At 71.1% G+C, this 20491-nt stretch carries 13 protein-coding genes; 4 read left to right on the forward strand and 9 right to left on the reverse strand.

Annotation, left to right across the window (positions count from 1 at the left end; all coding sequences use genetic code 11):
* Positions 1 to 4 precede the first annotated feature (4 nt).
* The 4 genes from ABH935_RS21395 to eccD all read right to left on the reverse strand — a co-directional run bounded on the left by ABH935_RS21395 (position 5) and on the right by eccD (position 3971).
* The gene (locus ABH935_RS21395) at positions 5 to 307 is read right to left on the reverse strand and encodes a WXG100 family type VII secretion target (RefSeq protein WP_370379679.1); all 303 of its coding nucleotides are present in this window, start codon (positions 305 to 307) and stop codon (positions 5 to 7) included.
* 74 nt (positions 308 to 381) lie between these two features.
* A complete protein-coding gene (locus ABH935_RS21400; RefSeq protein ID WP_370349238.1) occupies positions 382 to 714 on the reverse strand; it encodes a WXG100 family type VII secretion target in 333 nt (110 codons plus the stop codon).
* A 145-nt stretch (positions 715 to 859) separates the two neighbouring features.
* The gene (gene eccB, locus ABH935_RS21405; protein ID WP_370379680.1) at positions 860 to 2356 is read right to left on the reverse strand and encodes a type VII secretion protein EccB; all 1497 of its coding nucleotides are present in this window, start codon (positions 2354 to 2356) and stop codon (positions 860 to 862) included.
* A gap of 1 nt (position 2357) precedes the next feature.
* A complete protein-coding gene (gene eccD, locus ABH935_RS21410) occupies positions 2358 to 3971 on the reverse strand; it encodes a type VII secretion integral membrane protein EccD (RefSeq protein ID WP_370379681.1) in 1614 nt (537 codons plus the stop codon).
* A gap of 154 nt (positions 3972 to 4125) precedes the next feature.
* On the opposite strand from eccD, the gene eccCa reads away from it, so the two are divergent.
* Entirely contained in the window at positions 4126 to 8127 is a 4002-nt protein-coding gene (eccCa, locus tag ABH935_RS21415; protein ID WP_370379682.1) for a type VII secretion protein EccCa, read from the forward strand.
* Between the two features lie 4 nt (positions 8128 to 8131).
* Here the strand turns inward: eccCa and ABH935_RS21420 are convergent, their stop codons facing one another.
* Positions 8132 to 10150 (reverse strand): fibronectin type III domain-containing protein, encoded by a 2019-nt coding sequence (locus ABH935_RS21420; RefSeq protein ID WP_370379683.1) that lies wholly within the window; start codon positions 10148 to 10150, stop codon positions 8132 to 8134.
* 138 nt (positions 10151 to 10288) lie between these two features.
* Between ABH935_RS21420 and ABH935_RS21425 the strand changes: the two genes are divergently transcribed.
* The gene (locus ABH935_RS21425) at positions 10289 to 11491 is read left to right on the forward strand and encodes a S8 family serine peptidase (protein WP_370379684.1); all 1203 of its coding nucleotides are present in this window, start codon (positions 10289 to 10291) and stop codon (positions 11489 to 11491) included.
* A 35-nt stretch (positions 11492 to 11526) separates the two neighbouring features.
* On the opposite strand, the gene ABH935_RS21430 is transcribed toward ABH935_RS21425, so the two are convergent.
* The 4 genes from ABH935_RS21430 to ABH935_RS21445 all read right to left on the reverse strand — a co-directional run bounded on the left by ABH935_RS21430 (position 11527) and on the right by ABH935_RS21445 (position 18654).
* The gene (locus ABH935_RS21430) at positions 11527 to 13809 is read right to left on the reverse strand and encodes a transglutaminase domain-containing protein (RefSeq protein WP_370379685.1); all 2283 of its coding nucleotides are present in this window, start codon (positions 13807 to 13809) and stop codon (positions 11527 to 11529) included.
* On the reverse strand, positions 13806 to 15182 hold the full coding sequence (locus tag ABH935_RS21435) for a DUF58 domain-containing protein (protein ID WP_370379686.1): 1377 nt from the start codon (positions 15180 to 15182) through the stop codon (positions 13806 to 13808). Before ABH935_RS21435 ends, ABH935_RS21430 begins: the two co-directional genes overlap by 4 nt.
* Positions 15175 to 16134 carry an AAA family ATPase gene (locus ABH935_RS21440; RefSeq protein ID WP_370379718.1) on the reverse strand — a complete coding sequence of 320 codons (960 nt, stop codon included), beginning with the start codon at positions 16132 to 16134 and terminating at the stop codon, positions 15175 to 15177. Before ABH935_RS21440 ends, ABH935_RS21435 begins: the two co-directional genes overlap by 8 nt.
* 90 nt (positions 16135 to 16224) lie before the next feature.
* Positions 16225 to 18654: a fibronectin type III domain-containing protein gene (locus ABH935_RS21445; RefSeq protein ID WP_370379687.1), complete on the reverse strand. Its 2430-nt coding sequence runs from the start codon at positions 18652 to 18654 to the stop codon at positions 16225 to 16227.
* A gap of 146 nt (positions 18655 to 18800) precedes the next feature.
* Between ABH935_RS21445 and ABH935_RS21450 the strand changes: the two genes are divergently transcribed.
* On the forward strand, positions 18801 to 19697 hold the full coding sequence (locus ABH935_RS21450) for an NAD-dependent protein deacetylase (protein ID WP_370379688.1): 897 nt from the start codon (positions 18801 to 18803) through the stop codon (positions 19695 to 19697).
* Between the two features lie 22 nt (positions 19698 to 19719).
* Positions 19720 to 20463, forward strand: coding sequence for an FG-GAP repeat domain-containing protein (locus tag ABH935_RS21455; RefSeq protein WP_370379689.1), 744 nt, complete (start codon positions 19720 to 19722; stop codon positions 20461 to 20463).
* The last annotated feature ends 28 nt before the right edge of the window (positions 20464 to 20491 follow it).

Genomic DNA, 20491 nt, shown 5'->3' on the forward strand with positions numbered 1-20491 from the left:
CGGCCTACTGACCGCCCCACAGGGAGATGTTCTGGGCCTCGATCTCCTGGTAGAGCTCCTGCGTCTGGTTGCCGTGGTTCTGCACTTCGCTGAGGATCGTGCTCATCCGCTCGAACTGACCGTTCCACTTGCGGTGCACGTCGTTGTAGCCCAGCTTCGCGATGCCGTTCCAGAGCTCGGTATTGCTCTGCAGCGTGGTGGTCAGGTCCTCGATCAGCTGCCGACCGGCGGTGTTGATGGCGGTCAGCTCGGTGACGAAGTCCGAGATCGTCGCGTACTGGATGTTCATGAAGTCCGGGTTGCCCACGGTGTTCCCCGCCTTTCGGATGGAATGGAAGAAGCCTGCTTGCCGCGAGCCGGAGAACCGGCCCGGCGGAATCGTCAGCTCTGGCCGCCGAGAAGACTCGACAGGCGCTTCACACCCGCGGTCTCATTCTCGATGCTGACTGCGTAGTTCCGCTGGTTGGCACCCATGTTGTGCAGGATGTTCTCCAGATCGCGGACCATGGACTGGTACTCGTTGTGGAACTCCAGCATGACCTCACGCATCAAGTCCGCACCCTGCGACTGCCAGCCACCGTGGGTGGCGTCCCGGGCCGCGTCCAGGCGGCTCGCCAGGTTCTGCAGGTTGTCGATCGCGTCCTGGATCGCGGTCTGCCCCGACTGCATCCCATGGAGATCCGCTCCGACCAGGCCGCTCGCACCGTCGCTCATATCGCCTCCTCGATTACGAACCAGACCGGCGCACGCCGTTCCATTTCCCTCAACACCATACGAGGTCACAGGCGTCTGAGTCGCCCTGCAGGGGGTTGATATTTGTACCGCGACGGGGGTGGAACCGGTTTCGGGGCGAGGATCGCTACGGCCCTGGCGGAACGACTGCCGTTCGCGCCGCATCCGCAGTCAGGGCCGGCCCGTCGGGCAACAGATCCAGCATGGTCTCCGGCACCGTGACCGGCGCTACCGAGCTGTAGCCGAGAGCCTTCAGCGTGGTCGCCGGATCCGGCCCGAGCGAGTCCTTGGCCGTGTACTCCCCGTTGCCGCTGACCAGGTATACCGCCGCCGCCACACCTGCGTTCGTGCGGCTGCGCACCACGGCGGCGGTGCCGGGAACCACGTTGACGCAGTCCGCCAGGTAGGTCGCGGACGGCGTCTGGGGCGGCAGGCGGTAGCAAGTCGGTTGGGTGGTTGTGGCCGGGGCGACTGACACGGACATGGTGCCGTCGGCGCCGGTCGTGCTTGCACAGGCTGTGGACGGACCCGCCGCCGCAGCATTCACCAACGTCGGTGGCGTCTGCGGCCACTGCCCGTCGCCCGAAGACACCGTGGCGGCGTCCCCGGACTGGCCGTTGCCGACGTCCAGGGGCGTGCCGGCCATCGGCTGCAGGTCCGAGGCCGTCGCAAGCAGCTGATACTGCAGGTTGTCGATCTGCACGAAGCCCTTGACGGTGACCACGAAGAGCCGCTCGGCCACGCCGTTCTGCGCCGGCACCCGCACCAACTGCCCGACCGACACCTTCTGCCCGGTCACCGTTACGTTCGCCGGCGGCGTGCCGTTGTCCAGGTGCGGCGCGCGCAGCGGAGCCAACGCACTGAGACTGTCCAGCCAGGCCTGGCTCACCGGCAGCGCCTGGCCCGGAGACCAGCCGAGGAAAGTGAGCACTCGGGCAGGGGTGTCGCCGTTGGCTGCCGCAGTGGGGTCGCCGATCTGGAACCGGTGGCCGTGCCACACCAGCCAGTAGCCGCCGCCTGCTTGCACCACCAGGCCCTGGTCGCCGAGCGGGGAGCCGAGTGCGGCATCTGTGGCCGCGCCGATGGTCAGCCGCGTCAGCGTCACGGGTAGGTTCTGGGCGTTGGTTCCAGGTAGTGAGCACACGGTCCACGGCCCGCCGTGCACGTTGCCAGCGCTCGGCAGGTCGTCTGGTGCGCCGACGATGCCGATATCAGCGGCACGGGGAACGCTGGCGAGCGACTTCTCGGACACCGAGACCGTCTTCCACCCCGACGTACCCAGCAGCAGCCGGGCCGAGGTGTAGTTCAGGATCTGATGGAGCGCGGGCGGCGATCCCGGCGGAGCCGGCGTCGGGTCGTAGATGAAGCGGCTGCCGGTCTCCTTCACGACGATGACCACGTTCGGATCTCGCCATGAAGCGCTATGCCCTGGGCTGAGTGCGCCGAGGACTCCGGCGCCGGCGGCCATCAGCGTCGCGAGCATGATGCTCGCGAAGGTCGCCGTGCTCAGCTTGCGGAGCGGCGCCTCCGGGGAGTCCGGATCACCGCTGAGCAGCGTCGCGTGTCGCCGACGCAGCAGGAAGCGGTAGGCGAGGACCTGGTCTCGTCTGCTCTGGACCGCCATGTCAGCCGCCGAGTGAGCGGAAGTAGCCGAAGGTGCCCAGCATCAACAACGCCAGCGGCACGGTTGCCATGACGCCGGTCAGTTCCAGCAGGTCCGCCCAGCGTGCGAGGGTCGGAGCGAACCGGCGTTCCGGCTGAACCGCGATCCGGCCGACGATCGCGGTCGCGAGCAGAACCACGCCCACGACCACGCCGAGCCCGACATCGCCGCTGCGCCAGCGCTCTGCGACAGTGGCGGCGGCCGGTACCGCGACGGCCAGCGCGGCCCCGATGAGCCACCACCGCTGCGCGACACCGCCGAACAGCCGCGCACGCAACGCCAGCAGGACCGCGATCACCGCGGCCAGCACCGGCGGCGTCCAGCCGGGCCAGCGCAGCGCGAAGGCCGTGCACGCGGCCACCGCCAGCGCCGAGCCGGCGACCAGCGCGGTGACGAGCCGGTCGGCGGTGACGCTGCGTCCGGCCAGGGCCGCTGTGGACAGTGGGGTGCTTTGTGCGCGCAGATCTGTGGCGTTCAACGGGACTACCGCGCCGGGCAGTCCAGCAGCGCGATAGGCGATGCGCGGTATGAGGACGCTGATGGCCAGCATCAGCGCAGCTGCGAGAGCCGCGCAGCCTTCGGCATTCCAGCGCAGGGACGCCAACGCGGCCAGTGCTATTGCGGCAGCGGTCATGGCCGGGGCCAGCAGCGCTGCGCCAGCTGGCGGGTTGTCGGGCCGCGGTCCGGCGCCTGCTCTACCGGCAACGCCACCGCCACCGCCACCGCCACCGGCACCGCCACCGCCACCGCCACCGCCAAAGCTGCCGCTAGCACCGGCACTAACACCAGCGCCACTGGCACCGCCACCGCCACCGCCACCGCCACCGCCACCGCCAAAGCTGCCGCTAGCACCGGCACTAACACCAGCGCCACCGCCAACGCCGACGAACCAGGCTCCCAGGATCGACGCCGCGAAGGCCGCCGCGCCCGCGGTGGCCAAATGTGCCGCGCCGATGCTGCTCAGCGCGTGGTCGCCGAGCGGCGCCAGCAGCCCGGCGACGGCGGCGAACGGTACGGCCGCAATACCGAAGAAGGCCCCTGCGACGCTGTCGCCGACCGCGCGCGAGAGCGCCCCGGCGGTCAGAAGCAAGGCCAGCGCGATGATCCCGGCGGTGAGCGCCGGGCCGGACCAGCTCGGGCCAGCGTGCAGCAGGGGATACAGGATGATCTGCGGGAGCAGCGCGGCGCAGGCCAGCGCGCAGCGCCGCGTCGCCTCCGGCGTCCAGCGCCGCGTCCGGTCGCGCAGGATGGTCCCGATCCCGTCCACCGGATCGTCGAAGACGGCTTCCGGTGCGGCGGCGGCCCGGGGCCGGAAGTAGACGATGTCGCCGTCGAGGATGCCGAGCCCCGCGCAGGTCCCATTCGTGTCCAGCGGTGGCTCGCCGAGGCGCTGCAACGCCCACCCGCCGTGCGCCGCCCCGGCCTCGACGGCCTGCTCGCCGGTGTGCAGGAGCAGCGTCGGCACCAGCGCCGCCAGCGGGACGTCCGCCGGCACCGCGATGTCCAGCCTCATGCGCGGCGCGACCACCGTGATGCGGCAGGTCTCTGAGAAGGACAGTGCCGGGCTGGTCTCCATGGCCTAGCTCGCCCCCTGCGAATAGTCTGGGTCCGGCGACGGCCGCAGCGCCCAAAAGCCTGTGACCTCCCGTCGCCTCGGTACAGTAGCGGACTCCTGACTTGGCAGGAGGGGCGGCGACGCCCGGAAAGCCGCCGACCATGGGGGCAACACCTTGACGACCCGACCGTTCCACCGTCCCGCCCGGCGCCCCGGCCCCGAACGCCCCCGCGGCGATCTGCTTCTGGAGTCGCCTCCGGAACTCCCCGAGACGGTCGCGGGTAACTTCGGACAGCTGTTGGTGTACCTGCCGATGGCCGCCGGCGGCGCGGCGATGGTCTTCATGTTCGCCGGCCCCGGCGGCTCCATGGCGACGTACCTCGCCGGCGGCCTGTACGGCATGTCCACGATGGGCATGATGGTCGGCCAACTGGGCCGCGGATCGGGGGAGAAGAAGCGGCGGTTGGAAGGCGAGCGGCGCGACTACCTCCGCTATCTTTCCCAGGCCCGCGCACGGATCCGCGCGACAGCCTCGCGGCAGCGGGAGGCCGCGTACTGGGACAGCCCCGATCCGGACGCCTTGTGGTCGTTGGCGATGACGTCCCGGCTGTGGGAGCGCCGAGCCACCGACCCCGACTTCGGCAACGTGCGCATCGCCGTCGGCCCGCAGCGGCTGGCGATGCGGCTGGTCGCCCCCGACACCAAGCCGCTGGAGGACCTGGACCCGATCGGCGCGGTCGCGCTGCGTTCGCTGATCCGGGCGCACGCCGAGGTCCCGGAGCTGCCGGTCGGCGTCGCGTTGCGTTCCTACGCGCGGATCGCGCTGCGCGGCGACGAGGTGGTCGCCCGCGATCTGGCCCGCGCGCTGCTCAGCCAGCTGACGACGTTCCACGCGCCGGCCGATCTGCGGATCGCGGTGTGCACGTCGCGGACGCGAGCCGCGGAGTGGTCGTGGGTGAAGTGGCTGCCGCACGCGCAGCATCCGACGCTGGTCGACGGCGCGGGCCCGGTGCGCATGGTCGCCGAGGACCTCGGCGACCTGGAGGAGATGCTGGGAGGGGACCTGGCCGACCGGCCGCGGTTCCGGCCCGGGGGATCCGGGCATCCGGAGGCGGCGCAGTGGGTGATCGTGCTCGACGGCGGCCGGGTGCCGCCGGAGACGCAGCTGGCGATCGGGGACGCCGCGGGCGTGATGCTGCTGGATCTGACGGGTGCGACGTCGCGGGACGGGGACCGGAATCTGTTGCGGTTGCAGGCGGATACTGACGGTGTCGGGCTGCTGCGGCGGGGTGCGGACGGTACTGATGACGTGCAGCCGATCGGGCGTCCGGATCGGTTGTCGGTGGATCAGGCCGAGGCTTTGGCGCGGGTGTTGGCGCGGGTTCGGATCGGGAGTGGTGCGGCGCTTCCGCAGCCGTTGGACGCGACGTGTGATCTGCCTACGCTGCTCGGCTTGTACGACCTGGATTCCTACGACCCTGAAGAGTTCTGGCGGCACCGTACTGCGCGGGATCGGCTGCGGCTGCCCATCGGCGTCGGCGCCGACGGGGCGCCGGTCGAGCTGGACATCAAGGAATCGGCGCAGGGCGGGGTCGGGCCGCACGGGCTGATCATCGGGGCGACCGGGTCGGGCAAGAGCGAGTTGCTGCGGACGCTGGTCCTCGGGCTGGCGGTGATGCATTCGTCGGAGACGTTGAACTTCGTACTGGTCGACTTCAAGGGCGGGGCCACCTTCCTGGGGTTGGAGCGGTTGGCGCACACCTCGGCGCTGATCACGAACCTGTCCGAGGAACTGCCGCTCGTCGCGCGTATGGAGGATGCGCTGCGTGGGGAGTTGGTGCGGCGGCAGGAGCTGTTGCGGTCGGCGGGGAACTTCACTTCGGTCTACGACTACGAGCGGGCTCGGGCGCAGGGGGCGCTGTTGGAGCCGCTGCCGACGTTGCTGGTGGTCGTCGACGAGTTCAGCGAGTTGTTGTCGACGCGGCCGGAGTTCGCGGAGCTGTTCGTGATGATCGGGCGTCTCGGGCGAAGCCTCGGGGTGCATCTGTTGCTGGCGTCGCAGCGGCTTGAGGAGGGCAAGCTGCGCGGGCTGGAGACGCACCTCTCGTATCGCATCTGCCTGCGGACGTTCTCGGCTATGGAGAGCCGGATGGTGATCGGGGTGGCGGATGCTTATGAGCTGCCCGGGGAGCCGGGGCATGGGTTTGTGAAGTCTGATGTGTCCACGTTGACGCGATTCAAGGCGGCTTATGTGTCCGGCGCGCATCAGCGGCGGAGTGGGTCGGTGATGCGGGAGGCGGTGCGGGAGTCGCGGATTGTGCCGTTCGGGACTTCTTGGATCGATCCGGCTGTGCCGGTTGCGGGGGCTGCTGCTTCGGACCCTGTCGCTTCGGGTTCTGGTTCTGGTTCCGGGTCCGGCTCCGACGCGCGGGCGCCGCGGATGTTCGACGTCTTGCTCGACCGGATCCAGGGGCACGGGCGGCCGGCGCACCGGGTGTGGCTGCCGCCGTTGGACGTCCCGGTGACGTTGGGCGAGCTGGTCGGTCCGGTGGTCGAGGATCCCGAGCACGGCCTGCTCGCGCTGGATTCGCCGTGGCGGGGGACTTTGTGCGCGCCGGTGGGTGTTGAGGACCGGCCGTTTGAGCAGCGGCGGGATCCGTTGGTCGTGGATCTGTCCGGGGCCGGCGGGCACGTGGCGATCGTCGGTGCGCCGCTGAGCGGGAAGAGCACCTTGCTGCGGACGTTGATCAGCTCACTGGCTTTGACGCATACGCCGGCCGAGGTGCAGTTCTACTGCCTGGACTTCGGCGGCTCTCTCGGGGCGCTGGAGGGGCTGCCGCACGTCGGCAGCGTGGCGTCACGGTTGCGGCCGGAGGCGGTGCGGCGGACGGTCGCCGAGGTCTCGGCGCTGGTGGAGGGGCGGGAGGCGGCGTTCTCGCTGCACGGGATCGACTCGATGGCGGCTTATCGGCGGGCTGTGCGGGAGGGGTCTGCGGTCGCGGACGGGTACGGGGACGTGTTCCTGGTCGTGGACGGCTGGAACCAGCTGCGGCAGGAGTACGAGGCGCTGGAGCAGACGATCACGCGGCTGGCCGCGCGGGGGTTGGCGTACGGGGTGCACGTGGTCGTGGCCACGAACCGGTGGGCCGACATCCGGCAGGCGTTGAAGGAGAGCTTGGCGACGCGGCTGGAGCTGCGGCTCGGGGAGCCTTTCGAGTCGGAGATGTCGCGGCAGGTCGCGGCGGACGTGCCGGCGGCGATGCCGGGGCGCGGCGTCACCTCGGACCGGCTGCACTTTCTGGCGGCGATGCCTCGGATCGACGGCCGCACCGACGACGAGGGGGTCGGCGAGGCGCTGCGGGCTCTGGTGCAGGCGTCGAAGGCGGCGTGGCCGGGGGAGGTGGCGCCCGAGGTGCGGTTGCTGCCTCGGGAGCTGACGCCGGAGGGGCTGTTCGCGGGGCGTCCGCGCGATTCCGAGACGCCGGGGGTGGCGCTCGGGCTCGGGGAGGACGACCTCGCGCCGGTGATGGTCGACTTCGCGGTGGATCCGCACTTCATCGTGTTCGGCGAGAGCACGTCGGGGAAGTCGTCGGTGCTGCGGCACCTCGCGGACTCGCTGGTGCGCGGGTACGAAGCGGAGCAGGCGCGGATCGTGATGGTCGACTACCGGCGCGCGCTGCTGGAGGCGATCGGCGAGCCGCACCTGATCGCGTACGCGGGGTCGCCGACGGTCGCCGAGACGACGATCCGGGACCTGGCGCAGGTGCTGCGCGGCCGGCTGCCGGGCCCGGAGGTGTCGCCGGCGCAGCTGCGGGAGCGGAGCTGGTGGAGCGGGGCGGACCTGTACATCGTGGTGGACGACTACGACCTGGTGGCCACGTCGGCCGCGAACCCGATGCTGCCGCTGGTGGAGCTGCTGCCGCACAGCCGGGACATCGGGTTGCACCTGATCGTGGCACGCACGTCGTCGGGCGCGGCCCGGACCATGACGGACCCGGTGATCAGGGCCCTGCGAGAGCTGGCGACGCCGGGGCTGCTGCTGTCGGGCGGCCGCGAGGACGGGCCGCTGATCGGGACGGTGAGCGCGGTGGCCCAGCCGCCGGGGCGGGGGATTCTGGTGCGGCGGAATCGGGCGAATCTGCTGGTGCAGACGCCTTGGCGGCCGCCGGCGGGGTGAGGGGCTACGTCACCGCACGGCTGGACGACGACCCGCCGGGCGAGTCCGGGTTCGACGGCCCCGGCGTCGTCACCAGAGCGCACTGGTTCGGCGGCGCGGTGTGCGGGCCGGAGTCGCCCGGCGCGACGGCGAATGTCACGACACTGACACAGTAGGTCGTCGAAGGCGTGAGGCCCTTGAATCTGGCGGTGAGCGTCTGGCCGGCGACGGTCGTGCTCTGCACGGACTGGTTGTGCAGGTTCACCACGACGATGTAGCTCTGCACACCCGCGGTCACGCGCGGTGCGGACCACGTGACCGTGACGTCGGCCCCAGACGCGGCGGCGGCCTTGGCATCGGTGACCTGGTATTCGGCCAGCTTCGCGCCGCTGAAGGGCGAGACGGTGACGACGGGTCCGGAACCCGCCGACTGCGCGGCCTTCTTGGGCGCGGTCGCCACGCCCCACGCGACACCCGCCGCCAGCGCGGTCGCACCTGCGGCAACCAGCAGCACGAGCCCGGTGTTGCGGCGGCGCGGCTCGACCGGCTGCGGCTTCGGCGGCGTGGTGGCGGATGTGGTCGGGGGCGTGGGACGCGGGATGGGGAACTCGTTGGGCTGCGCCTGCTGCGCGAAGGGCGGCGCGCCGTGCTCGGGCGGTGGGGGGACGAGGAGGGTCGGCTGCTGCGCGAAGTCTTGGGGAGCCGGTACCGCGACATGAGCTGTGGGCATCGGCGAAGCGAGGTGCGGCGGAGCGGCGGGCTGCGAGGGGAAAGCAGGTTGTTGCGGGGGTGCGGGCGGTGCTTGCGGAGCGAGGCTTGGTTGCGCGGCGAGCGGCTGCGCTTGAGCGGCGGGCTGGCGCGCGGGGGCCGGTGCTTGAGGTGCGGGAATGCTCGGGCTCTGGGTTGCGGGCGCTGGTGGAGTCAGGCTCGGCGGTTGCTGTGTGGGCGCGGGTGCGGGGGCCTGCGGTTGGTGCGCGATGACTGGCTGCGGTGCACCAAGCACCAGCTCGGACAGAGGCCGCGGCGGCACCAGGGGCGCCGATTGCGGCTGTGGCGCTCCGAGTATCGGCTCGGGCAGAGGCTGGGGCGGCGTCGGCGGTGCCGATTGAGGCTGCGGCATGAGCCCCTGTGCCACCAGGGCGGCCGGCGGCGTGAGCCCGCGCGCCTGCTGTGGCGGCGCCGCGGCCGGCGGCCGGGCAGCCATCAGGCCGGGGATCCGCGCGACCTCCTCCAGCGTCCGGGTCACGTCGTCGAGTGCCGGGCGGCGGGCCGCGTCGGGGTCCATCATGCGGTCGAGGAGCGTGGCCAGTTGCTCGGGTACGCCCGGGTGGTGGAGCTTCGGCGGGGCGCCTTGCACCAGGCGGTGGTAGAGGGCGGCGCGGCCGGTGCGGGCCTCCGTCTCGAAGGGGGCGCGGCCTGTCAGTGCGGTGCGGAGGACCGATGCCAGGCCGTAGGTGTCGCTACCGACGGTGGGGCCGGACCAGCCGAACAGTTCGCGGGGGGCGTGCATGATCGCGGTGGCGGGGACGTCGGGTTGCGACGGCGGCCGGACCGCCCACGCGAGGCCGAAGTGGCCGAGGGCGGGGCCTTCGGGGGTCGGGAAGACGACATCCGGCGCCACGCCGAGGTGCAGGATCCCGTTGCGGTGCGCCGCTTGGAGCGCGCGGGCGAGGGTCAGGCCGAGGGCCACCACTTCGCCGACCGGCAGTGCGCCCTGCTGCTCGATGCGCGTCGCGAGGGTGCCGGGCAGGACCACGTCGGTCACCAGGAAGGGCCGGTGGTCCTTGGTGAAGCCCAGGTCGCGGACGGCCAGCACGCCCGGCTCGGAGTTGATCGCCACCGCCCCGAGGCAGTCGCTGCGCAACCGCTTCGCGTCACGGCCGCGCATGGGGGCGTCCACCAGAGTGACGGCCACCTGCTCCACCCGACCGTCGGCGGTGGCGACGCGCGCACGGTAGATCTGGCCGCACCCGGTGAGAGCGAGCGGCTCGACGTCGTCGAATCCCGGTGGCAGCGGATTGCTCTGGGCTTCATCCCCGTTCACCCTTGCAGGATAATGGACACCCGCCGCGCTGCTCTGGGGGAAAGCCGCAGGAAATCAGGGCCCGCGGGTGCCGACCGACCAGCGAGCGGCGAAGATCGGCCAAGATCGGTGAGACGACCGACGAGGGGGGCACACCGCGTGCGTATCAGATCGCTGATCGCAGCGTCCGCGCTGGCCGCCGGCCTGGTCCTGCTCGCCGGCGTGGCCCCGTCCGCGGCGTACGCCGACGACACCTGCCACCCCTCCGACGGCCAGGGCGTGCCGAACGTCCCCGTGACCGTGCCGTGGGCCCAGACCGCCCTCGGCCTGACCGATACCGGCGTCTGGTCCCAGTCGCGGGGCCAGGGAGTCGTGGTCGCCGTCGTCGACACCGGCGTCAGCCCGGCCGGCCCGGTCCTGCCCGCCTCCGCCGTCCAGACCGGCGTCAACCTGCTGCCCGGCGGCGGCCCCGGCGACATCGACTGCCACGGCCACGGCACGATGATGGCCGGCGTCATCGCCGGCCGCCCGGGCCTGGCGACGTTCGAAGGCGTCGCCCCGGACGCCACGATCCTGCCGGTCACCGTCACCGACGAGAGCACGAACGACCCGTCCGCCGCCGCCCGCATCGGCGCCGGCATCAAGTGGGCCGTCGACCACGGCGCGCAGGTCGTCAACGTGTCGATCACCACGACGCCGGACACGTCCGCGCTCGACAGCGCCGTGGCCTACGCGCGTGATCACCACGTCCTGATCGTCGCGGCGGCAGGGAACGATCAGAACGCGGGACCGCTTTACCCCGCTTCGATCCCCGGCGTGCTGTCGGTCGGCGGGATCGAGGCCGACGGCTCCGTCTACGCGCAATCCGAGGTCGGAGGTCATGCCGGGGTGGCGGCACCGGCCTCAGCCATCTGGTCGGTCGGGATCCAGCCGACGTCGCCCAATCAGCCATACATCCTCAGCGGCGAGGGCACGAGCTACGCCTCGGCGTTCGTAGCCGGGACGGCGGCGCTGATCCTGGCCGTCCACCCCGGGCTCACGCCAGACCAGCTGATCCAGCGCATCGAGGCGACTGCAGATCGCCCGAACACCGGCTATCTGCCTGACCCGCGCATCGGGTGGGGCGTGGTCAATCCCTATCGAGCCGTCACCGCCGAGCTTCCCAACGAGCCGACCGCAGCCGCACCGACCACCGCGAAGGCGATGACGCTACCGGTCGCGCGTTCGGCGCACGCCGACCCCGTGAAGCGCGGCGCGGTGCTGGCCGTGATCGGTGCGGGAGTGCTCGCGCTGGCCGTGCCCGGAGCGGCGGCAGCGGTGCGCAGCGGCCGGCGCCGCGGTTGGAAGCCAGGCGTGAAGTAGGGCCACCTGTAAAGGTGTCAGTGCCGCTAAAGGTGTCAGTGCCGCCGGGTCCGCGACGGAGGCCGCAGCAACCGCACCACTCGCACCCGCCGTGGGGTCCGCCGCTGTGACAACACCCTGATCTGATCCGCATACGTCCACGCTCGCTCAGCCTGCTCGGCGTCCGGAGGCGCCGGCGCATACGCGGCGACCTCGGCCAGCCCCGCGAGCTGCCGGATCGGCTCGGCCCCGTCGGCCCCCAACAGCTCACCGGCAGTCACCGCCAACTCCGACGGCGTGGTCGTCGTCCGCGCGTCGATTCCCAGCGCGTCCAGGCTCTCCAGCCAGGCCCACTGCGTCCGCTGACGCGGGTCCGGATCACGCCGCCGGAGCGCGAGCCGTCGCCGCCGCGAAACGAGCGCGACGACCAGAAGCCCGCCGACAGCCGCGATCACCAGGACGGCGATCAAGCCCAGGAGCAACAACACCCACGGCGTCTTGTGGTGCGGCACAGGGTTGTTGAGCTGCACCGAAGGGCCTGTGTACGGAACACCGGACTGCGACGCCCCAGACGACGGAGTCGCCGACGTCGGCACTGTGGACGCCTGCGCCTGCACCGGATTGATGTCGCCGCTCGTTCCCTTGCCGTCGGGAACCGCGTCGTAGAACGGAACCCAGCCGACGCCCGCGAAGTAGACCTCGGGCCATACCTTCACGTCCTGATTCGTGACGGAGTACGTCCCCGCACCGCTCTGCGTCCCCGGTGCGAACCCGACGACCAGCCGCGCCGGATACCCCACCTGCCGTGCCGCGACCGCGAAGAGCGAAGCGAAAGCGTCGGCGCTCGCTCCCACGTGCTTGCTCGGGTCCTTGCCGTAGGAAACCAGGGCACTGAGTCGGCCGAGACTCTGCCCGGCCGCCGAATCCGGGGCGTAGCCGAAGGCCGCGCGAACGGCCGTGGCCAGCGCGTTCATCTGGTCGTAGGGCGTGTTGCCGACCGCGGCTGTCGCGGCGAAGGCGGTCAGGTCGTCGGGCACCTGCGACGGCAGGTGCGCGAAGGGCTGGAGCGCCGAGTCGGTTCCCGGCTGTGCGGCACGCAGTCGACCCGCGTCGCTGAAGTCCGGCACGCTCGTGTCGACCTGGTACGACAGCGACGCGGGCGCAGCGTGGCCGTCTCCGGTGGCGATCATGCCGAGGTCGCCGGCCACGCGGACATCGGTCCCCGACACCGTCCGCACGCGACCGGTCGCCGGAAGGAACACGCTCGACAGGTCCTGGATGTGCACGGTCTCCGTCACCGGAACGCTCGGCCCGGACGGGTCCCAGAGCGCGGGCGGCGTCGGAAGGCTCTTGCCTGCCAGGCGGTACTCCGCCGAGGAGGACCAGTGCCTGCCGTCGTAGGTGTCGAGCACCTGCCAGCGGAGGCGCTGGCTGTTGTCGGCGGTGGTGACGGTGAACAGCGGCGAGACAGTGCCCTGCTTCAGCCAGGCGACCGCCTGAGTGAGTGGGTCGGTCTCGTCGAAGATCTGCTGCGCCGGCGCGATCAGGGTCCGCGGGTCCCAGGCGCGGCGTTGAGGCAGGCCGGGGAGGTGCGGTGCCAGCGACGCGGCGACCAACGTCAGCGCGGTCACCGTCGCGAAGAACGGGGCCGTGCGCACGGCGGAGGCCCACGGCCGCGCGCTCCGGCTGCGGATGACAACGGTGTCGGCCGGATTCCCGCGCGTGGCCTGGTCGACGCCGACGAAGATCACGGCGGCGACGAGGAAGGCCGCGGCGGTCAGGATCGTCTGGGGATCGCCGGCTCCGGCGGAGGCGGCAGTGCCCAGGGCGAGCAGGATCGTCGGCGGGAGTAGGACGGTCAGAGGCGAGGAGCCACGGATTGCGCAGAAGGCGGCCCACACGGCGCTCCACCACAGGCACGTTCCGGCCGTGGTGAGCAGGACGGCGGTGGGACGTGCCGGCGACGTGGTCGACAGGAGTTGGCGGGCGCCGTCGGTGACCGCCGATCGCAGGATGCTGAGGAAGTTGGCCACGGACTGGTGGTCACCGCCGCGCCAGCTGGCGAGGACGATCGAGCCCGCCGGGAGGATGACGAGCCAGCCCGCCAACGCTCCGCCGAGTGCGAATAGCTCGAATCCGCGCCTTTGGCGACCGGCTGCCCACGCTGCCAGAGCGACGATGCCGGAAGGGATGACGGTCGCCAGGATGCAGACCGGGACGACGTCCGCGAGGTCGAACGCTCCGTGGAGCGAGAGGCCGGTGATCGCGCACAGCACTGCTGTCGGAAGTGCCAGCAGGATCCTGATGTTTCTGGGGGCGGCGTTGATTCGCGATGTCATCGCACGACTCCTCGCGCCGCTGCCTGCGCCAGGCGTTCCCAGCGATCGCAGATCTCGGCGGCCGTCGGGGCGTCGATGATGGAGAGTCCGGCGGCGCTGCGTGCGGTTCCTGATCCTGATCCCGATATAGATCCCGATCCGGGGCCCTGGCTTTCGGGGGTGCTGATCCGGGTCAGTGCGGCCAGGCCGAATCGTCCGGCGATCCTGGTCAGCGTGCCGATTTCCCCAGGCTGTGGATGGCCGCCGACGACGATGAGGACGCCGCCTCGTTCGGCGTGTTCGAGGTGTTCCAGCGTGTCGGCCAGGCCTTCGCCGGTGCGGCCGGTGGATTTGGCGGCCTTGGCGGGCCTGGTGGACTTGGGGGAGAGCAGGGTCACTCCGGCCAGGCGGTCGAGGAAGAGCATTGATTCCTCGGGGGATCCGTTGGCGCTGAGCCGGAGGCCGCCGGTGGTCCACAGAGAGACGGCCTGGCCGGCTCGGACGGCGCCGATGGCTGCGGAGGCGGCGACGTCCACGGCGTGCTCGAAGTCGTCAGGGTTCGCATACAGTGCGGCGTCGGTGATGAGGACGATGGTCGCCTTGGGCGGCGTCACGTCGATGTTCTGCCGCACCATCAGCTCGCCCCGGTGGGCGCTGGCACGCCAGTGGATGCGGCGCAGGTCGTCGCCGGGCACGTATTCGCGCAGGGTGTGGAAGGTGATGGAGCCTTCCAGCGCCAGGTCGGTGCGGGCCTGCTCGCCTTGGGCGTTCTGGGCGGCGGTGCCGAGCGGGAAGCGGTGGACGGCCGGGTGGACGTGCAGGACGGCTTTGCCGGGGAGGGCGGAGCGGCGGCGGACCAGGCCGAGGGGGTCGGTGCGGTCCCAGTGCAGCGGTCCGACGTCGATGACGCCGCGGCGTGCGGTCGGGAGTTCGTAGCGGACTTCGACGGCGGCGTGCGGCGGGAGTTGGCCGATGCGGACCGGGATCTCGCGGCTGCCGACGCGCTCCCGGGCCGAGAGGCGCTGGCCCCAGGTCGGGGACTGGTTCCGGACGGTGAGCAGGCCCACAGCGGTTTCGCCGCGGGCTACGCGCAGGGGGTAGACCTCGCGGTGGAGTTCGACCGGTGCGTCGCGTGCGGTCAGGGGGATCACGCACAGGAGGATGACGAGGCCGGCGGTGCCGAGGGCGGCGAAGGCCGGGTAGCCGAAGGCGTAGGCGAGGACGACGCCGGCCAGGGAGGACAGGCCGAGGGCGGTGCCGGTGGAGGTCAGGCGGAGGGTGCGGTCGGATTCGGGGGGTGGCGGGGCGTCAGGGAGGTCGGGGGTGTCGTCTGGGGTCTCGGCGGTGTCTGTGGCGTTCGCGCCGTTGGTCGCGCCGTCGGCCGCGTCAGACATTCTCGGCGGTCTGCGGGACCGGCGTGGCGGCCACCGCCGCGGCGACCACGGAGGCTGCGGTCCCGCCGCGCATCAGCGCGTCCTGGTTCAGCAGGATGCGGTGCGCCAGGACCGGTTCGGCGAGGGCCTTGACGTCGTCGGGCGTCAGGTAGACGCGGCCCTGCGAGGCGGCGCGGACCTGGGAGGCGCGCAGCAGCGCCAGGCTGCCGCGGGGGCTGGCGCCGAGCCGGACGTCGGGCATGGTGCGGGTGGCGGCGGCTATGTTCACGACGTAGGAGTAGACGCTCGGCGCCACGAAGACCTGCTCGGCCTGGTGGATCAGCACGGCCACCTCGTCGATGCCCATCACCGGCGGCAGGTCGGCCAGCCGCCGGGTCCGCTCGCGGCCCTGCAGCACCTCGACCTCGGCGGCGTGGTCGGGATAGCCGAGCCGGATGCGCATCAGGAACCTGTCGAGCTGCGCCTCCGGGAGCGGATAGGTGCCGTCCATGTCGACCGGATTCTGCGTCGCGACGACCAGGAACGGCCGCGGGACCGGATGCGTGGTCCCGTCGACGGTGACGTTCCGCTCCTCCATCACCTCCAGCAGCGCGGCCTGAGTCTTCGGCGAGGCGCGGTTGATCTCGTCGGCGAGCACGACGTGCGCGAACACCGGACCGGCATGGAAGGCGAACTCCTGCGCACGCTGGTCGAAGACCGTCACACCGGTGACGTCCGACGGCATCAGGTCCGGCGTGAACTGCACCCGGTTCCACGACGCGCCGAGCGAAGCCGCCAGCGCCCGAGCCAGCGTGGTCTTCCCGGTACCGGGCACATCCTCGACGAGCAGGTGGCCCTCGGCCAGCAGGCAAGTCAGCGCGAGCTCAACCGCCGCCACCTTGCCCCGCACGACTTCGCAGATCGCATCACGCAGCAGGGCGAAACCGGCGGCGAAGTGCTCGCCGGACAGCATCGGGCGGGGCTCGGTGACGGTCACGGTGGTCCTTGGCGGGTGGGGAGTCGGGGTGATCAGGGTAGTGGGTGCGGGGTTTCTGCGCGGGTGTCAGCCGGTGGGTGGGGTACCCGAGCAGCGAGGAAGGCCATAAGTGTTGGAGTTGTCGGCGAACCAGTATGTCGAGGCGTAGCCCCAGTGACCGTTCGCGATGACGTAGAGCCAGGTGGTGTTGACGGTGCCGCCATTGTCCTTCGAGGGGTAGCCGCCGGTGACATAGCAATATCCGGTGACCTGATTGCCGATGTTGACGGTCGTGACCCAATCTCCATGCGCTGAGGTGTCGTTGTACGAAGACGGTGTGCGCTGGATCCAGGTCGGGCAGTTCGGAAAGGTGCAGCTGATGATCTGCTGGCTCTTGGCCCAGATGTAGTAGCTCTTGACCGCGTTGAGGTCGACCGTGAGGGTGGGGCCGTCGACGACAGTGCGGCTCGCGGTTGCCGGGTTCGAGGTGCCGCCATCTGTGTGCGCCTTGACATAGACCGTGTAACTGCGGCCTGGGAGGAGGCCCGGGATGGTGGTCGACGTGCCACCCACGCTCTGTTCAGTGGTCGGAGCGCCGGGGCCGGTCACCGTCACCAGATACGTCAGGGTTCCGATGCCGGGGTTGCTCGGCTTGTTCCACGTGGCGTGCAGGCTGCTGGCGCTGCTTGACGGAGTGCTCAGCACCAGACCAGTCGGGTCTCCGGGCGAGAAGCAAGCACGGCTGGCGACAGCCTTGGCGGGAGTGGTGAGGCCGGTCGGTCCGACCGCCGTCACCGTGAAGTCGTAGCTCGGTCCGCAGGCCAGGCCGCTGACGGTGACTTCAAGCGGGTTGTTCGAAGTTTGCGTGCCAGCGTTCTTGCTCACCGAGACCGTGTACGTCTTGATGTTCGTCGTGTCGCTCGGGTTCTGCCACTGCACGGTCACACTGCCGTCGTTGGCCTTGTTCGGCGTGACCGTCACCGCTTGCGGAGCCAGCGGCGGCACCGGCGCCGGCGTGCTCGACGTCGTGCTCGGCGGGGGCGGAGGCGTCGAGGACTTGCTCGGCGGCGTCGAAGGCTTGGTTGAAGGCTTCGTCGTCGGTGTCGTGGAAGGTGCCGAAGTCGGTGTCGGCTTGCTACTCGTCGAAGGTCCCGGGACCGCCACGCTTGTGCTCGGTGGGCCCTCCGGGCTGCTCGGGACCACCGGCTTCGTCGTCGGGGGTGCGCTCGACGTGCTGGTCGAGGTGACCGGTGGGGCCGACGTCTCGTGGTTCTGCGTTGTGCTCTGCGTGGTCGGGGGTTGGGTCGGGTGCGGGTCCGCGACCGTGGTCGAGTCGCCGGGGGTGGGGATGGTGCTGCCGTTCTTCGTGATGGTGTGCGGGACTCCGTCGGCGGAGACCGAGACCGCGGCGCCGCTGGAGGGGTCGTTGAAGTACACGATGCCGTCGACGATCTCCGACTGGAACGAGCCGCCGTGGGCCAGGACGGGGATCGGGTTGTCGAAGTGGTTCGTGGTGCTGTCGTAGACCAGGACCGCGCCGCGGGTGAAGTCGGGGATGTAGGTGCGCTGGCCTGCTTGCAGCGGCGGCTTCAGGTCGTCGCTGGTGTAGGCGGCGGGGATGCCGATCGAGGTCGGGATGCCGCTCGTGAGGTTCACCAGGACCAGCTGCGCGGTCGGTGCGGATTCCACGAGGGGGAGCGGCTGGTTGCTGTCGACGCTGGCGACCTGGAGGTTGGTGCCCGAGTTCGCGGCGCCCGGCAGCTTGATGACCTGGCCGGCCACGCCGCCGGTGATCGCGGTGAGGGTGCCGGTGGTGCGGTCCACGACGGTCGGGGTGCCGCCGGCCAGGGCCATCACCATGTCCGAGCCGCCGGGGTCGACGGTGATCGCGGCGCCCGCGGTGTCGCCGTTGACCGGGACGACGGTGCCGCTGGCGGTGACCGGCGCCCACAGGACGCCGTTGTGGTCCACGATCGGGATGCCGAGGCTGCCGGAGAGCTTGACCTGGGTGCCGTCGGCGGCCAGCGTCGTGGGGTCGACCCGCTGCACCGTGCCGGCGGCGGCGTCCACCAGGTAGGCGACTCCGCCTCCGGCCAGGACCGAGGTGTCGGTGCTGTGCGGGATCTGCACGGTCGCGACCAGCTGCGAGGTGTCGATGACGGTGATGGCCCCGGTCACGGTGTCGCGCACGAAGACCAGATCGCCGTTCTGCGTCACGTCCATCGAGTGCCCGGAGGCGCCGGGGACCGGGACCTTCGCGGCCGATCCGCCGCTGATCCCGTCGACCAGGTTGACGCTGCCGTCGGCGGTCGTCGACAGCCACGCGCTGCCCGGGTGCGTCTGCGCGCGGCTCGCGGAAACGTTGCGGCCCAACGCGAAACCGGCCCCGGCCAATGTCACCGTGACCGCCACGCCGACGGCCAACAGGACCCGGGAGCCCTTCGACCTTCCGGCCCCGTCCTGCTGGTCCTGGACCGCTGTACCGGAAACCCCGTTTGTATCCGGTTCTTGCCGCACGTTTCGCCACATTTCGGGCCCCCATGAGGTCAGAACGTTTTCTGCGCTAGCCCATGTCCGGTCTTAGCATACTGACTTGAACGCCCGAGCGAAGGGGCCCGGAGCGTGAGGTGCCCAGTCGCGGCCGGGGAGCTTACGCTGGTGGGGTGCGTACGCGACCGACGTTGACGTGGGAACCCACCGGCGAGGACCTCCCGCGCACGACAAGCCTGGACGCCGTGGTGGAGCTGGTGGCCGGGCGCGGGGTCGTCGTGCTGAGCGGCGCGGGGCTCTCCACGGAATCCGGTATCCCCGACTACCGCGGCAAATCCGGCGCGCTGCGCAGGCACACGCCGATGACCTACGAGGACTTCGCGGGCAGTGCGCAGGCGCGGCAGCGGTACTGGGCGCGGAGCCACCTCGGGTGGCGGGCGATGGCCGGGGCGCAGCCGAACATCGGGCATCGGGCGGTCGCCCTGCTGCGCGCCTCCGGGCACGTGGACGGCGTCATCACGCAGAACGTGGACGGCTTGCACCAGGCGGCGGGCACGTTGCCCGAGGTGGTCGACCTGCACGGGAGCCTGGATCGGGTGGTCTGCCTCACCTGCGGGGCGTTCAGCGCGCGGACCGAGCTGGAGCGCCGGCTGAACGAAGCCAACCCGGTCTTCGACGGCGTCGCGGCGCGCATCAACCCCGACGGCGACGTGGACCTCGCCGAGGACGCGGTGCTGCGGTTCCGGGCCGTGGACTGCGACTCATGCGGCGACGGGGTGCTGAAGCCGGACGTGGTGTTCTTCGGCGAGAACGTGCCCAAGGCACGGGTCGAGCGGTGCAACGAGCTGGTGGACGGAGCCGAGGCGCTGCTGGTCCTGGGCTCGTCGTTGACGGTGATGTCGGGGCTGCGGTTCGTGCGGCGCGCGGCCGAGGCGGGCAAGCCGGTCGTGATCGTCAATCAGGGTGTGACGCGCGGCGACCGGTACGCGTCGGCGCGTATCGAGGCACCGTTGGGGAGTGCGCTCGTGGAGTTGGTGGGACGCGTGGGGGCGGCCCCGGATTTCGGTTAGGTCCGCAGGTCAGCCGGGGCCGGTGATCCGGACACCGGGGACGTTCACGTTCTCGGCGCCCGCGTCGAGCGGCGTCGTCGAGTTCGACTACGTGCTCAACGGCTCGCTGAGTGTGCTGCCCGGCAGTAATGCGCACGTCGCCGCGGGAGCCGACGGGACCGCGACGACACCGGAGCTCCGGTCGGCGCGGTACAACGCCTTCGGCGACGGTCTCGGCGGCTTCTCGACCGGGCAGGAGGTGGTGGTGCCGCCGCCGGCCGGGACGACCGCGTGGCCCGCGTTCACGCAGCTGGTCTCGCCCGGCGACCTGACCGGGCACCGGCGCGCGGACCTCATCGGCAAGGTCGGTGACCAGCTGTTCCTGTACTCGTCGGTGGTGATGAACCGCTACAACGCACCGGTGGCGATCGCCGGCTCCGGCTGGAGCAGCCGCACGGTCATCGGCGTGGTCCCGGCCGCGAACGGGCTGCACGACCTCATCGCGCGCGACGACGCGTCGGGCCAGATTTGGCGGTACCCGGGCCAGGCAGGCGGGACCTTCGGGGACGAGACGACGCGCGTCTTGATCGGCCACGGGCTGACTGCCAAGCGTTTCCCGCTGGTGATCACCAAGGGCGACGCGAACGGCGACGGGCTGGCCGACATCTGGGCGGTCGACAAGCGCGGCAACCTGTTCCTGCTGCCGGGTGTCGCCGGCAGCGGGTTCGGACACCCGCAGAAGGTCGCCGAGCACAAGGCGTGGGCTGGGGTTACGGCGCTTGGCTGAGGCCTGAGAGGCGAGCGCTGGGCGTTAA

Source organism: Catenulispora sp. GAS73, from assembly GCF_041262085.1.
In the GTDB taxonomy this organism is placed as follows: domain Bacteria; phylum Actinomycetota; class Actinomycetes; order Streptomycetales; family Catenulisporaceae; genus Catenulispora.